General features: G+C 67.4%; 17 protein-coding genes. All 17 read left to right on the top strand.

The genetic code is table 11. The features are described from left to right. Window positions 1-2: 2 nt before the first annotated feature. The 17 genes from fliF to WFP78_RS05705 all read left to right on the top strand — a co-directional run bounded on the left by fliF (window position 3) and on the right by WFP78_RS05705 (window position 14755). Window positions 3-1727: a flagellar basal-body MS-ring/collar protein FliF gene (gene fliF, locus WFP78_RS05625; protein WP_336959583.1), complete on the top strand. Its 1725-nt coding sequence runs from the start codon at window positions 3-5 to the stop codon at window positions 1725-1727. Continuing rightward, on the top strand, window positions 1720-2754 hold the full coding sequence (fliG, locus tag WFP78_RS05630; protein WP_336959585.1) for a flagellar motor switch protein FliG: 1035 nt from the start codon (window positions 1720-1722) through the stop codon (window positions 2752-2754). Before fliF ends, fliG begins: the two co-directional genes overlap by 8 nt. Further along, entirely contained in the window at window positions 2747-3388 is a 642-nt protein-coding gene (locus WFP78_RS05635; RefSeq protein ID WP_336959587.1) for a FliH/SctL family protein, read from the top strand. Before fliG ends, WFP78_RS05635 begins: the two co-directional genes overlap by 8 nt. A 3-nt stretch (window positions 3389-3391) precedes the next feature. Then, window positions 3392-4723 carry a FliI/YscN family ATPase gene (locus tag WFP78_RS05640; protein ID WP_336959590.1) on the top strand — a complete coding sequence of 444 codons (1332 nt, stop codon included), beginning with the start codon at window positions 3392-3394 and terminating at the stop codon, window positions 4721-4723. Window positions 4724-4728: 5 nt separating this feature from the next. Continuing rightward, window positions 4729-5148, top strand: a complete 420-nt coding sequence (locus WFP78_RS05645) for a hypothetical protein (protein WP_419722926.1) — start codon at window positions 4729-4731, stop codon at window positions 5146-5148. Then, window positions 5145-7070, top strand: coding sequence for a hypothetical protein (locus tag WFP78_RS05650; protein WP_336959594.1), 1926 nt, complete (start codon window positions 5145-5147; stop codon window positions 7068-7070). The genes WFP78_RS05645 and WFP78_RS05650 overlap by 4 nt, the downstream gene beginning before the upstream one ends. Window positions 7071-7096: 26 nt before the next feature. Beyond that, complete coding sequence (locus WFP78_RS05655; RefSeq protein WP_336959596.1) at window positions 7097-7750, top strand: flagellar basal body-associated FliL family protein; 654 nt, start codon at window positions 7097-7099, stop codon at window positions 7748-7750. A gap of 54 nt (window positions 7751-7804) precedes the next feature. Next, window positions 7805-8689: a flagellar motor switch protein FliM gene (locus WFP78_RS05660; RefSeq protein ID WP_336959598.1), complete on the top strand. Its 885-nt coding sequence runs from the start codon at window positions 7805-7807 to the stop codon at window positions 8687-8689. Beyond that, window positions 8686-9027 (top strand): flagellar motor switch protein FliN, encoded by a 342-nt coding sequence (gene fliN, locus WFP78_RS05665; RefSeq protein WP_336959600.1) that lies wholly within the window; start codon window positions 8686-8688, stop codon window positions 9025-9027. The genes WFP78_RS05660 and fliN overlap by 4 nt, the downstream gene beginning before the upstream one ends. Beyond that, window positions 9027-9314 carry a FliO/MopB family protein gene (locus WFP78_RS05670; protein WP_336959602.1) on the top strand — a complete coding sequence of 96 codons (288 nt, stop codon included), beginning with the start codon at window positions 9027-9029 and terminating at the stop codon, window positions 9312-9314. The genes fliN and WFP78_RS05670 overlap by 1 nt, the downstream gene beginning before the upstream one ends. A gap of 1 nt (window position 9315) precedes the next feature. Next, window positions 9316-10098, top strand: a complete 783-nt coding sequence (fliP, locus tag WFP78_RS05675; RefSeq protein ID WP_336959604.1) for a flagellar type III secretion system pore protein FliP — start codon at window positions 9316-9318, stop codon at window positions 10096-10098. 11 nt (window positions 10099-10109) lie between these two features. Beyond that, window positions 10110-10382 carry a flagellar biosynthesis protein FliQ gene (gene fliQ, locus WFP78_RS05680; RefSeq protein ID WP_336959606.1) on the top strand — a complete coding sequence of 91 codons (273 nt, stop codon included), beginning with the start codon at window positions 10110-10112 and terminating at the stop codon, window positions 10380-10382. Further along, a complete protein-coding gene (fliR, locus tag WFP78_RS05685) occupies window positions 10379-11179 on the top strand; it encodes a flagellar biosynthetic protein FliR (protein WP_336959608.1) in 801 nt (266 codons plus the stop codon). The genes fliQ and fliR overlap by 4 nt, the downstream gene beginning before the upstream one ends. Window positions 11180-11182: 3 nt before the next feature. After that, window positions 11183-12328, top strand: a complete 1146-nt coding sequence (locus tag WFP78_RS05690) for an EscU/YscU/HrcU family type III secretion system export apparatus switch protein (protein ID WP_336959610.1) — start codon at window positions 11183-11185, stop codon at window positions 12326-12328. An 83-nt stretch (window positions 12329-12411) separates the two neighbouring features. Further along, window positions 12412-12885 carry a hypothetical protein gene (locus WFP78_RS05695; protein WP_336959612.1) on the top strand — a complete coding sequence of 158 codons (474 nt, stop codon included), beginning with the start codon at window positions 12412-12414 and terminating at the stop codon, window positions 12883-12885. Window positions 12886-12932: 47 nt separating this feature from the next. Beyond that, window positions 12933-14339, top strand: a complete 1407-nt coding sequence (gene fliD / locus WFP78_RS05700) for a flagellar filament capping protein FliD (RefSeq protein WP_336959613.1) — start codon at window positions 12933-12935, stop codon at window positions 14337-14339. Window positions 14340-14359: 20 nt separating this feature from the next. Beyond that, window positions 14360-14755, top strand: a complete 396-nt coding sequence (locus tag WFP78_RS05705; RefSeq protein ID WP_336959615.1) for a flagellar export chaperone FliS — start codon at window positions 14360-14362, stop codon at window positions 14753-14755. Window positions 14756-14809 lie beyond the last annotated feature (54 nt).

Below are 14809 nucleotides of genomic sequence, written 5' to 3' on the forward strand. Positions count from 1 at the left end.
CTATGAGCGACGCGAACCTTACCCTTGATGGCGGCCAGGCCGCATCCGCACCGGCGCTGCCGGCTCTCGCTTCGGGCGGGGGCGGCGTCGACGCCTTCCGTTCCCGGATCACCGGCTTCCTGAAACAGCCTGCGATCGCCCGCAGCCTGCCGATGCTCGGCATGCTGGGCGTCGTCGCGCTGGCGGGGCTTGCCTGGCTGGCCCTGCGCGAGCCGCCGCAGCGCGACCTGTTCCGTGGCCTGCCCGAGGCCGATCAGGCCGCCGTGGCCGATGTGCTCGACAAGAAGGGCATCACCCACGACTTCAGCTCGTCCGGCGCGATCACCGTCAATCAGGACGATTATTTCAAGGCGAAGATGCTGCTCGCCTCCGAAGGGCTGCCCAAGAGCGCGCCCGACGGCGCGAGCATGATCGATTCCATGCCCATGGGCGCCAGCCGCGCGGTCGAGGGCGAAAAGCTGCGCTCGGCGCGGGAAATGGACCTTGCCCGCACCATCGAAGCCATCGACTCCGTCGAGAGCGCCCGCGTTCACCTCGCGGTCGAGCCGCCCAGCGTGTTCCTGCGCGACCGGGTGAAGCCCTCCGCCTCGGTGATGCTGCGTCTTTCCAATGGCCGCAGCCTGTCGCAGGAGCAGGTGCAGGCCATCGTCCACCTCGTCGCGTCTTCGGTGCCGGAACTGACGCCGGACGCGGTGTCGGTGGTCGACCAGAATGGCCGCCTGCTGTCCAATGACGAAGCCGATGGCACAAACGATCGCCAGTTCACCGCGCAGACCCGCATGGAGGAACGTTATCGCCAGGCCGTCACCGCCCTGCTGACGCCCATTCTCGGCGCCGACAAATTCTCCGCCGAGGTCCATGCCGAACTGAACTTCGCCGAGCGGCAGGCGACGCGCGAAACCTATCCGCAGGACGAAGCGCGCCTGCGTTCCGAACAGGGCAGCTGGGAAGCCGGCAAAAATGGCGCGGTTGGCGAGGCGGGCGGTATTCCCGGCGCCATCTCCAACACTGCGCCGCCGCCGGCCACCGCCGCCACGACACCGCCGCCGGCCCAGACCGCCAATGGCACGCAGGCCGCCGCCGGTCCCGCGACGCCGGCCGACGCGCCGATGAAGACCGCCGAAACCTTCAACCGCAATTTCGAGCTGGGCCGCGAAGTCTCCGTCACCCGCGACGCGGTCGGCACCGTCAAGCGGCTGTCGGTCGCGGTTGCGCTGGACAATGGCGCCGATGGCAAGCCGCGCTCGGCACAGGAAATCGCCGCGCTCGAAGCGCTGGTGAAGGGCGCGGTCGGCTTCGACCAGACCCGTGGCGACACGGTGGCGCTCTCCTCGCGCGGCTTTGCCAAGGCGACCGAGGTGGTGGCCCTCTGGTATGAGGCCGATTGGGTTTCCATGCTTGCCCGCAACGTCTCTGCCCTGCTGGTCGCGCTGGTGCTGATCTTCGGCCTCGGTCGCCCGCTGCTCAAGCGCCGCGCCGCCGCCCGCGAGGAAGCCGCCGCCGAGCGCGCCGCGCAGGGGCAGCAGATCGGCCGCGAGATCTCCGCCGAGATGACCCGCGCCGCGCCGCATGATCCGGACCGTCCGGTCACGCTCGACATGATCTCCTCGACGCCGGACTATGCCCAGCGCGCCGACCTGATCCGCAACTTCGTCAAGCAGGACCCCGACCGCGCCGCGCTCGTCGTCCGCGACCTCCTGAAGGAAGGGAAGAAGGAAAATGCCTGAGGCTGCAATGGGCGCCGGGGCCATATCCGCCGACCCCGCGCTGAAGGGCAGCGCCGCCGCCGCCGTGCTGCTGATGCTGTTCGACGAGGACGAGGCCGCGCAGATCCTGGCGCGGCTGGAGCCCGAGGAAGTGCGCCAGCTTGGCTATGCCATGTACGACGTCGCCGATGTCGAGGTGGACGAGGTCAACCAGGCGCTGGACCATTTCGTCAACAAGGCGAAGCGGCGCACCACCATCGGCTATGGCGCGACCCGGCATATTCGCGGCGCGATGACCAAGGCGCTCGGCCCCGGCCGGGCGGAGAATATTCTGTCGCAGATCACGCCGCCGACCCGCTCGACCCGGCTGGAAATGCTCAAATGGATGGAGCCCAAGGAAGTTGCCGCCATCATCGACGCGGAGCATCCGCAGGTGATGGCCATCGTGCTCGCCCATCTGGAGCCGCCGATTGCCGCCGACGTGCTGCAATTGCTGCCCGCCGAATGCCAGGAAGACGTGGTCTATCGCATCGCGACGCTCGGCCCGGTCAGCAGCGAGGCGCTGGACGAGCTGGAAGACCTGCTGCTGCGTGGCGCGCCCGTCGCCAGCCAGGGCGCGGCGACCCAGCGTGGCGGCACCAGCGAGGCGGCCGCGATCATGAACAATGTCCGCAAGGACAATGAACAGCGGATCATCAAGGCGCTGGTCAAGCGCGACAAGGCCATCGCCCAGTCCATCGAGGAGGAGATGTTCGTCTTCGACAATCTGGTGGAGATGGACGAGAAGAACCTCAGCACGCTGATGCGCACCATCGACAACGACATGCTTGTCTTCGCGCTGAAGGGCGCGAACGAGATGCTGAAGGGCAAGATCTTCAACTGCATGTCGAGCCGCGCCGCCCAGGCGATTGCCGACGAGATGGAAGAGCGCGGCCCGATCCGCCTGGCCGAGGTGATCGAGGCCCAGAAGGTCATCGTCGCCACCGCCCGCCGCATGGCCGACGCCGGCACCATCATGCTTGGCGGAAAGGGCAACGACTTTGTCTAGGCTGCTCAATCCGGCCGATGCGCAGCATGTGACGGCCATCGCCCTTGGCGGTTTCCGCGCGGCGGCAAACCAGCGCAGCAGCTTTCGCGCGCTCTATGCCGATGGCCAGGAAGTGCATGCCCAGCGCCCGGCGGAGCCCGAGCCGGAAGCGCCGTTCGATCCGCTGGAACAGGCGCGGGTCGAAGCCTTCACCATGGGTTTCGAAGAGGGCTGCCGCATCACCGCGCAATCCCATGGCGAGGATCATGACACGCGCCAGCGGCTTGCCGCCGCGCTGGAACAGCTCTCGCCCGCCGATCCCGGCACGCTCTCCACCATGTTGTCGGCGGCGGTCATCCGCCTTGTCGGCCAGATCGTGGGCGAAGTCGCCATCGATACGGAGTTGCTGCGCGAACGCTGCGAGGCGGTGGCCGCCTGCGTGGACGAGAGCGACGGCAAGAACGCCCTGCATCTCCATCCGGACGATATTCCGCTGCTGGAAGGCGCGACGCTGGCCGTGCCGGTGGTTGCCGACCTGCAGATGCGGCGCGGCTCCGTGCGGCTCGATACCGCCGACGGCTGGATCGAGGACGGGCCGGATGTGCGCCTGTCGCGCCTGCACGCGCTGCTCGACAATATGGAAGGACGGGCCTGACCCATGCTGAAGGCCGGACTCGCCCAGGCGGAAACGCTGCTCGACCATCTGCAGCTGCCCAGCAGGGCGCCGCGCCATGTCGGCCGGCTGGTCGCGCATGATGCCGGCATGCTGGAAGTGACCGGTTTCACCCGCCCCATCGGCGCGGGCGCGCGGGTGACAGCCACGGACGGCACGGTCGCGCGGGCCGAAGTGGTGGGCTTTCGCAACAACCGCACCCTGCTGGTGCCGCTCGACGCCGGGGCGCCGCTGGAACGCGGCGCGCGGGTGGAACCGGACAGCGCGGCGAACATGGTGCAGGTGGGCGAGGGGCTGATCGGCCGGGTCATCGACGCGATGGGCCAGCCGCTCGACCGCAAGGGACCGATCATCGCCGGCGGCACCTGGCCGCTCAATGGCGTGCAGGGCAATGTGCTGGATCGCGGCCGCGTGACCGAGCCGTTCGACCTGGGCGTGCGCGCGGTCAATGCGCTGCTCACCGCCGGCCGCGGCCAGCGCATCGCCATCATCGCCGGCTCGGGCGTCGGTAAGTCCGTGCTCATGGGCCAGATGATCGCCGGGGCCGAGGCGGACATCGTCGTCGCGGGGCTCATCGGCGAGCGCGGGCGCGAGGTCAGCGATTTCCTGGAAACCAAGCTCTCCGGCGGCCTGCTGCAGAAGAGCATCGTCGTCGCCGTGCCGGCCGATCATCCGCCGGTGATGCGCCTGCGCGCCGCTTCCCGCGCGACCGCCATCGCCGAATATTTCCGGGCGCGCGGCAAGAAGGTGCTGCTGCTGATCGACAGCCTGACGCGCTGCGCCCATGCCCAGCGCGAAATCGGGCTGGCATTGGGCGAGCCGCCGGCGATGAAGGGCTATCCGCCCTCCGCCCTGGCGCTTATCCCGCGCCTGGTGGAGCGCGCGGGCGTGGACAGCCGCTCGGGCGGATCGATCACCGCGCTCTATACGGTGCTTGCCGATGGCGACGATACCGACGATCCGATCGTGGACGCCGCCCGTGCCATTGTGGACGGGCATTTCGTCCTCTCCCGCCATCTTTCCGAACAGGCGATCTTCCCGGCGATCGACATCGGCAAGTCCTTGTCGCGCGTGATGGCCGATGTGGTGGACGACGAGCATCTCGCCGCCGCTGCTGCCTATCGCAGCCTGTGGGCTGCCTATGAGGAAAATCGCGATCTCATCCTGATGGGCGCCTATCGCCCCGGCAATGATCCGGTGATCGACGAGGCGGTGTCGCGCCGGCAGGAGCTGCTCGATTTCCTGCGGCAGGACCAGAAGAGCCGCATCGACCTTGATACCAGCGCCGCCGCGCTCGTCAGCGAGTTCGGCCGGTGAAGAACATGCTCCAGCGCCGCCACCGCGTCTTGCGGGTACGCCATGTCCAGCATGCGCTGGCGGTGGTGGAAACCGCGCGCGCGCAGGAAGAGGCCGATGGCATCGCGCGCAATGCGGAACGCCTCAAAAATGTCCGCGCCAGCCTGTTCGAGGGCGACGGTGTGTCCATGGGCGGCAGCTTTGCCGCCTATCGCGAGCTGGCGACCCGGCTGGAACAGGCCGGGCGGCAGCTGGATGGCGCGCTGTACGATGCGCGCCGCAAGCTGGACGAAAAACAGGGACGCAGGGTGGAGGCCAATCGCGAACGCGAGATCGCCGAGCGCCTGCGCGACAGAATACGGGCCGCACTCGACGCGCATGTGGAGGCGAAGATCGCCGCACTGCCGCGCTACCGCAAGATGCAGATGAGGGAAGGGGACTCATGACCGTGACCATGCTCGACAGCCTGCCGACACAGAAGGCGACGATGCGCGCCGGCAAACTCCATGCCGGGGGGAAGCACCCCGCCACGGATTTCAGCGCGCTGGTGGACAGCGCCGGGAAGGCGGATGCCGCCCCGGTGCGCCGTCGCGGCGCTCATGATGAGGCTTTGGCCGATGGAACGAAGAAGGGCAGGAAGTCGGACAAGCCCGCCTGGAAACAGGCGGCCGATGCCGCGCCGGAGGCTGCCCCCGCCGAGGTGACGTCCGCGCCCGCCCAGGCGCCCACCGCTGTCGTGGCGGATCAGGTGGTGCCGGCTCCGGCCACATCCGGGCCGGTGCAGGCTTCTGCGTCGTCGCCGGTGGCGGTCACAGGGCCGCTCGAACGCGCCAGGACATCCGCCGATCCGCTTTCGCCGCCGCTGATGCACACCGCACAGGCTGCCGTCGCGGCGCCCGTCGTGCAGCCGCATGCGCAAGGGGCGACCGGCATGGCAGCGCCGACCACCCAGCCGGTGCCGCCATCGTCTTCCGGCGAGGCCCTGCCGGCAGCGCCGATGGCGGAGGCCACGGCCTTGCTGGGCCTGGTGGCCGGGGCAGGTCAGGCAACCGGCGCAGGGCGTGCCGTCATGATGGCGGCCATGCCGTCCGCGCCCACCCCGACACCATTGCCGATGCCCGTGCAGGGGGCGACGCCGACATCCGTGCAGACGGCAACGGCACCGTCATTGCCCGCGCAGGCGCAACCGTCACCGGCGCAGTCCCCGACAGGGACGTCGGAACCCGTTTCAGTGGTTGTTACGCGCGCTGAACATGCCGCCAGTCCGCTTTCGCCGCCGGTCCTGCAGTCCGAAGACGAGGCTGTTGCACAGCCACCGCGCGCGGCCTCCCGGACCATGGCTGCCGCCATCGACCAGCCCGTGCCGGCCATGGCGAACGACGGGAGCGTGGCCGTTAAGGTCGCGCCGCCGGCGACCGGCAGCGTGCAGGGGCAGGGCGCACCAGCGGCCGGGGCTGTCGTGATCCCCGCACTGGTAGCGCAAGCCGGGCTATCGACCGACATGGCGAAGACTGACGGCAAGGCCCCGGCGATGGTCGCCGCGCGCATGGCGACTGCCGGGGTAAAGCCCGCTTCCTCCCCACGCGCGCCTGAAGTGGCGTCGGATGCTGCGGGACAGATCAAGCCTGCGGCCCCGGCAAAGGGCCATGAGGATGCCGCCGCGCGCGCCAGGGTGGCGGACGGCGATGGCGGTCCGGTTTCGCCCGCGCTGGCGGCCCTGACGTCGCCCGTCGCATCGCCCGACCCTTCGTCCGGCGTTGCCTCGCTGGATGTGGGCGCGATCGCCACCAACACCGCCACGCCCGATCTGGGCGCCAGCCTTGGCCAGAGCGTTGTCGATCTGGCGGTCGGCAACCAGTGGCTCGACGGCGTGTCGCGGGATATCGCCCATGTCGTGGCACGGGAGGGGCAGGGCAGCTTCCACTTGTCGCCCGAAAATCTGGGCGCCATGCGGGTCGATATCCGAAACACGGCGCTTGGGCCGGAGGCCGACCTGACCGTGAAGACGGAGGCCGCCCGCGCGGCGCTGTCCGCAGACAATGATCTTCGCCGTGCGGAGAACCAGCCCGGCGTGCGCATCGCCGACATCCGTGTCGATCGCGTCAATCATGTCGCCGACAGCGCGCAGGCGAACGCTGGCGGCCAGAATCCGGCGGGGCAGGGCGGCTGGAACCAGGGGCAGGGCCAGTCCCAGTCCGCGCAGGCCCAGAATATGAGCCAGAACGGCAATGGCGCGGGCCATGGCGGCGGAAATGCCCAGGGCGCGGCTAAAGCTTTGCGCGATGCGGCCGTAATTGGATCGGGCGACTCGCAGGACCGGCGGGACGACCGTGGCGGGCGTGATGGCCGCGGCACGCGCTATGCGTGATCGGAACTGATGGGGATCTGGGAAAAATGAGCGACGAAGCGGGGGCAGCGAAAAAAAAGAAGAGCGGGTCGATGAAGCTCATCGTCATGCTCGTCGTCGCTCTTGTCGTGGGCGGCGCGGGCACGGTCGGCGGGCTGTATGCGGCCGGCGTCTTCAGCAAGAAGGCCGAAGGGCCGAAGGAAGATTTCAACCGCCCGCAACTCGTCCTCAAGGGCGAGGATGCCGAGGAAGTCGGCAAGTCCTTCGCGGCCAAGGCCGAGGCCGCCGAGCATGAGGCGGGCGCCGGCCATGACGCGGCGGGAGGCCATGAAGGCGCCAAAAAGCACGGAATCGACCTGCCCGTGCCCAGCGATCCCTCCAGATATCAGGCCACCTATTTCCAGGTGCAGGCGCCCTTCACGTCGAACATGGCGGACAGCGATTCCTTCGCGCAGATCTCCATCGCGATCTCGACCTATTATGACGGCCGCGTGATCGAAGCGATGAAAACCCATGAAATGGCCATCCGTTCGGCGGTGCTGATGATGCTCGCCGAGCAACAGCAGCTGGCCCTTTCGACCCCCCGGGGGAAGGAAGCGCTGCAGGCGCAGCTGAAGAAAACGATCAACGATATCCTCAAGCAGAAGACCGGCTACGGGGGCGTCGATAACGTTTATTTTACCAATTTCGTTATTCAATAGGGCTGTCCGGCGCTGGGTCAGTCCCTTCGCGCTCGGGCGGGGGACTGACTGGGAATGGATGACGTTCAACCAATTGCACTGGGTCGCGGCGATACGCAGTCGCCCATGATGCTGTCGGGCGTGGACCGGCTGGGCGAAAAGCTCGGCCGGCGTCTGCGCGTGTTGCTGGAGCCGATGGTGGGGGGGCGGCCGAAGGTCGTGGCCCGGCCGGTCGACGTGGCCGATTTCGGCGTCTGGTCCGGCCAGGTGCCGCGCTTTTCCAGCATCGGCGTCTATCGCCTGCAGCCGCTCAAGGGCAATGTGCTGCTGCGCATGGACGCCGGCATGATCTCCACCATCGTCGATTGCTTCTATGGCGGCACCGGCCGCCGCCAGTCCGGCGCGCGCGCCGAATTCACACCGATCGAGGATCGGGTGATCGTGCGCCTGTCCGACGCGCTGATGAAGCGGCTGGTGGAATGCTGGGCCGAAACCCTGCCGCTGGAGGCCGGGCTTGTCGCGCGCGAAACCGGCATCGGCTTTGCCGCCACGCAGCAGCCGAGCGACCAGATGGTCGTGCAGCGCTTCATCGTCAGCCTGGTGGGCGACGATGAATGGCCGGTCGACATCCTGTATCCGCTGGCCGGCCTGCGCGCCATAGAGCCGCTGCTGGGCACCAAGGTGCGCGACGAAGCCAATCGCGACGACCCGGCTTGGCGCGCCCGCATCGCGCACCAGATGGGCAATATCCGCCTGCCCGCGCGCACCGTGCTGGCCCGGCCCAGCCTGTCGCTGGCCGAGCTTCTGAAACTCAGGGCCGGGGACATCATCCCCGTCAACCTCAACCGCAGCCTGCCGCTGATCGTGGGGGACCGCATCGTCGCCCATGGCTCCATCGGCGAACAGGATGGCCGCGCCGCCTTCATGATCGAAAAACTTGCACAGGGAACACATCAATGAGTGACATGAGCGAAGCGCCGAAGCTGGGCGTCGCCGAACTGGACGGCGGCATCGACCGCATGGCCGCCAGCCGCCAGTTCCGCCTGCTGGCGGACATTCCCGTGCGCATGTCGGTGGAGGTCGGTTCCACCTCTCTGAAGCTCGCCGAGGTCATGGATTTGGCCGAGGGCAGCGTGGTCGAGCTGGACCGTCAGGCCGACGATCTGCTGGATATCATGGTGAACGGCGCGCTGATTGCCAAGGGCGAGGTCGTTCAGGTAAACGGCCGCTACGGCATTCGCATCGTGGACGTTGCAACGACGGAAACGCGGATGGCCGGGGTCGAAAGGCGCGGTTGATGCTCTGGTATTTCCTCAAACTTGTCATTCTGCTTCCGCTGGTCGGCGGGCTGGCGTTCGGGGCCCTGTGGCTCTGGCGCAAATATCAGCCCGGCATGATCGGCGCGGGGCAGGGCGACCGCGCGCTCAAGCTGGTCGAGGCGCTGCCCATGGGCACCTTCGGCAAGCTGGCCGTGGTCGAGTTCGAGGGACAGCGCCTGTTGATTTCCGTCACCCGCAACCGGATCGAGAAGATCGCGGAAGGCCGCCCGGGCGCCATCCCCTCGGGGACACCCCGTGCGCGCTAGGATGGTCTTGCTCGCCGGCGCCATTCTGGTCGGCGGTATCCTGATAACGAACCCGGCGCTGGCACAGGCCGCCGCGCAGGCCGTGCCCGCGGCGCCGGTGGACAATTCGGGCGCTCTCACCCGCGCCATGGGCACGATCTCGGGCGAGGGCCGCCCGCTCTCGCTCAGCCTCCAGATCCTTGTCCTCATGAGCCTGCTGACGGTGCTGCCGTCGCTGGTGCTGATGATGACCAGCTTCACCCGCATCATCATCGTGCTCTCGTTGTTGAGGCAAGCGCTGGGCCTGCAGCAGACGCCGCCCAATCAGGTGCTCGTCGGCCTTGCCCTGTTCCTCTCGCTGTTCGTGATGCGTCCCTCGATCGACCAGATCAACACGCAGGCGTTCACCCCCTATGGCGCGGGCCAGATTTCGATCGAGGAAGCGGTCGGCCGCTCGGCCAAGGTGCTGCACGGCTTCATGGCGAAGCAGACGCGGCAGGCGGACCTGATGCTGTTCTCCAACCTTGCCGAGGCCAAGCCCTATGCCAGCGTGTCGGACGTGCCGTTCAGCATCATGCTGCCGGCCTTCGTCACCAGCGAGTTGAAGACCGCCTTCCAGATCGGTTTCATGATCTTCCTGCCCTTCCTCATCATCGATCTTGTCATCGCCTCCACCTTGATGGCGCTGGGCATGATGATGCTCTCGCCTACGATCATCTCCATGCCGTTCAAGCTGCTGCTGTTCGTGCTGGTGGATGGCTGGGCGCTGACCATGGGCTCCCTCGCCAGCTCCTTCGCGACCTAGGGGCTTGAAGGATGGAGAACGCCGATTTCTTCATGGGGCTCGCCAATCAGGCGCTGTGGATCACGGCGCTGGCGGCCGCGCCCATCCTCATCCCCGCGCTGATCGCGGGCCTGCTGCTGGGCATGATCCAGGCGGCGACCTCGATCAACGAGGCGACGCTGAGCTTCGTGCCCAAGCTGATCGTCGTGGGCATCACGCTCGTCATCTTCGGCGGGTCGATCATGGTGCTGATCGCGGACTTCACCCGCGAGATATTCGAGCGCATCCCGGACGTCATGCGATGAGCGCGGGCGGGGGGCTCATCGCGCCCGGCTTCGTCGGGGTCGAGAACCAGCTATGGGTCTGGCTGATCGCGATGATCCGCCCCGGCGCCGCCTTCATCGCCGCCCCCGTCTTCGGCGCGCCCGCCGTGCCGCTGCAACTGCGCCTCATCCTCTCGCTCGGCCTCGGCATCGCCGCATTGAACAGCGTCACCATCACCCTGCCGCATGACGGCATCGCCAGCATCGAAGGCGTGATGATGGTCGCGGGCGAGGTGCTGGCCGGCCTCGCCATTGGGTTTTCGGTCCAGATCGGATATGCCGCCGCGTTCGTGGCGGGCGAGACCATCGGCAACGCCATGGGCCTGGGTTTCGCCGCCATGGTCGATCCGCAATCGGGCCAGCCGACGCAGGTCGTGGGCCAGTTCCTCTCGATCCTGGGCACCTTCCTGCTGCTCGGCATGGACGGGCATCTGATGCTGGTCAGCTATGTGGTGGAAAGCTATCGCGCGCTGCCGCCGGGCGGACCGATGCTGTCGGCGGACGCGGCCTGGGGCATCGTCACCTTCGGCGGCACCTTGCTCGGCGCGGGGCTCACCATCGCGCTGCCGGTCGGTTTCGCGCTGATCCTGATCCAGCTGGTGATGGCGATGCTGGCGCGCTCGGCGCCCGCGCTCAACCTGTTCTCCGTCGGCATGCCGGTCGCGCTGTTCGCCGGCATCCTCCTGCTCGCCATCGGCGCCCCGGTGATGGGGCAGGCATTGGTCGATGCCATCCGCGCCGGGCTGGAACATGCCCAGCAGGTCGCCCAGGGGCATTAGCGGATGGCGAACAATCCCACCGGCGGCGGCGAGAAGACCGAGAAACCGACAGCCAAGCGGCTGCGGGACGCCGCGAAAAATGGCGATATCCTCCAGTCTCGGGATCTCGCCACCGCGCTGGTGGTGATGGCGGGGGTCGGCTGGCTGGCGATCACCGGCCCGACCCTGTTCGGTTCGCTGTCGCAGATGCTGGTCGAAGGGCTGCGTTTCGACCGGCGGGACATCATGAACTTCGCCCCCGCCGCGCGCGGCATCGGCTTGCTGGAGGGGCTGATGCTGCCGGTCGGCGGCATCCTGCTCGCCACCGTGATCGCCGCCATCGCCGCGCCCGCCATGCTGGGGTCGCTCGGCTTCCGCACCGGCGCCTTCGCGCCCAAGGCGTCGAAGCTCAATCCGGCGTCCGGCATCAAGCGCATCTTTGGGCTCCAGGGGCTGATCGAGCTGTTCAAATCGGTGATGAAGGTGGTGGCGATGGGCGCCATCGGCTTCTGGCTGCTGTGGGACAGGCTGACCCAGATCAGCGCCGTCGGGCGTGGCGGCGTCCAGTCGTCCATCTCCGACCTTGGCAGCATCTTCATCCTCGCCTGCCTCACCATGGCCGGCGCGCTGTTCCTGATCGCCGCGATCGACGTGCCGGCGCAGCTGTTCCAGCGCGCCAAGCGCCTCAACATGACCAAGCAGGAAATCCGGGACGAGCACAAGGAAAGCGAAGGCTCGCCCGAGACCAAGGGCAATATCCGCCGCCGCCAGCATGAGATGCTGAACAATTCGACCCGCAAGGCCGTGGCCGAGGCCAGCGTCATCCTGACCAACCCGACCCATTTCGCCGTCGCGCTGCGCTATCGGCCGGGGCAGGATTTCGCGCCGGTCGTGGTCGCGCGCGGGCGCGACGTGATCGCGCAGGCCATCCGCGAACTGGGCGACGCCAGCCAGGTGCCGGTGCTGCAATATCCAGAGCTTGCCCGCGCCGTCTACTTCACCTCGCGCACGGGGCAGGTGGTGGATGAAAAGCTCTACATGGCGGTGGCAGCCGTGCTTGCCTTCGTCTTCCGTGTAGAGAACAGGATGGCGAGCGAAATGGATCGTCCGTTCATCACCGTGCCTGAGGATATGCGCTATGATGCCGAAGGTCATCGCATAACGCATTGAAATAATGCGATCGATGTCATGAATTAAACATTAGGCGCATTCGTCCGTATTCTCTTCACGGGGACGCATTAGGATGGTGCGTCATGAACGACTATGTTCAAAGCAGCGAGATTTCGCCCATCGACCGGGTAACGCCCCGGCCGGTTGCGGCTGTGTCCGCAGTTCAGCCTATCGGGCAGGCGGTGCCGGAAACGCCCGTGCAGCGCGAGGGGGCAAAGGCCCCGGCCACCGCAGCGGATTTCAGCGCGCTTTCGGAGGAGCAGCTCGCCAGCGCAGCCGAATATGCAAGGGTGCATGCGCGGATCGCCGAACTGCTGGCGGACCTGCGATCCAGCAGCAGCAGCCAGGCCGTCAGCGCCGACGCCACCGAAGGGGCGATCGTGGCGCTCATGCCGCCGCCCGTCTTCCTGGTGCCGCTGCCGCCGGCCAACAGGCACATGGTCGAACGGGTCGCGCAGCTGGCCAAGGACATGGCGGCCCAGGCTACCACCAGCCATGTCGCCCAGGCCCATGTGAAGCCCGGCACGGTCGACCAGATTCTTGCGACGGTAGCCTAAAGGTCGCCGCGGCCCTGCCGTTCTGACCCCTGAAGGGAAGAACCGGCATGACATCGATCAGCAGCAGCATTTCGAGCGCACTGGGCATCAATACCGGGGTGGATTCCGCTGCGCTGGTGTCCCAGCTGGTGGCTGCGACCCGCGATCCCAAGCAATCGGTGATCACCAGCCGGCAGTCGACCAACAACACCCGCATTTCCGCGCTTGCTTCGGCCAAAAGCTCGCTGGACGCCTTTTCGGACGCGCTGACCTCGCTGCTGTCGGGCACCGGCTTTTCGGGCACGCCGGCATCCAATGACGCCTCGATCGTGGCCGCCACGTCGCTGCCCGGCGGCGTGCCCACCGGCCTGCCCGCGCAGGTGCAGGTGCAGCAGCTCGCCTCGGCGCAGACGCTGAAGTCGGTGGCGCTGGCCTCTTCGACGACCGCCGTGGGCCTGGGCACGCTGACCCTGACGGCGGGCGGCAACAGCTATGCCATCGACATCACGTCCGCCAACAACACGCTGGACGGGCTGGCCGCGGCCATCAACGCCAAGAATGCCGGCGTCACCGCGTCCGTCGTGACGGATGTCAACGGATCGCGCCTGGTGATGAAGGGCGCGACCGGGGCCGCCAACGCCTTCACCCTGACCAAGGGTGGCAGCGACACGGCCGATGCCGATCTGCAGCGCTTCACCTTCGACGGCACGACCGGCGGCATGGCGAAGACCTCCACCGCCGCGAACAGCAAGATCGTGGTGGACGGCGTCGACATGGAATTCGCGTCGAACACCATCGACACGGCGATCCCCTATGTCCGGCTGGACCTCAACAAGGTGGCCGTGGGCACCGATGTGACGATCGCCGCCAGCGAGCCGACCACCACGATGCGCGACCTCGTCACCGAATTCGTCGATGCGTACAACACCCTGCGCAAGGCGCTGAACGATGCGACGGCCGCGGGCACCGATGCCTCGACGGCCGGCGCCCTGGCCGGCGATTCGGGCGTGCGCGAGATGATGCGCCAGCTTTCCAAGATCTCTTCGACCGAGCTGGTCGGTTCGGGCACCTACAAGACCCTGGTCGATATCGGCGTGAAGACCAACCGCGACGGCACGCTGGCGGTGGATACCGTCCGCCTGGACGCCGCCATCGCCGCCGATCCGACGGCCGTCACCCAGATGCTCAATCCGTCGACCTCCACCGCCACCGACCTTGGGCTCGACGGCGTGGTCAAGCAGATCCGCGACAATCTGGAATCGGATGACGGCCCGCTCGCCAGCTCCAAGTCGAAGTTCGACAAGCTGCAGGCATCGCTGGCCGATCAGCTGGACAAGCTGAATATCGACATGGACAATTATGAAGCGCGGCTGACCAAGACCTATGCGGCGATGGACAAGCAGCTGACCGCGCTCAAGGCGACGCAATCCTATATGGAACAGCAGATCGCCGCATGGAACAATACCGGTAACTGATAACAAGGGACGCAGATAAGATGTTCTACGGACAAGGATATGCAGGGGCGGCGACGCGGCGTTATGCGGCGGTCCATGCCGGCGGCCGGATAGAGGGGGCGAGCCCGCATGCGCTGGTGAAGATCCTGTTCGACGAGCTGCTGCTGGCGATGGACGCGGCGGCGCTGGCCGAACGGCAGGGCGACCGCGCCAAGGCTTCGGACAAGCATGCCCGCGCCCTGTCCATCCTGCATGCCCTCGAAACCTCGCTGGATTTCGACCGGGGCGGAGAGATCGCCGTCGGCCTGGCGCAGATCTATCGCGAGGCGCGGCGCCTGCTGATCGTCGGCGCGCAGCAGCGTTCGGCCGACGAGGTCATGAAAGCGCGCGGCATCATCGCCGAAATCGCCGAGGCCTGGAACCAGATCGGGAACTGAGCGGCGTCGGCTGGAGCGGTGTGCGATCCGATGATCCGACGCCGTTTCCGGGCC

Origin of the sequence: Sphingobium aquiterrae, from assembly GCF_037154135.1 — a bacterium.
GTDB classification, from domain to species: Bacteria; Pseudomonadota; Alphaproteobacteria; order Sphingomonadales; family Sphingomonadaceae; genus Sphingobium; species Sphingobium aquiterrae.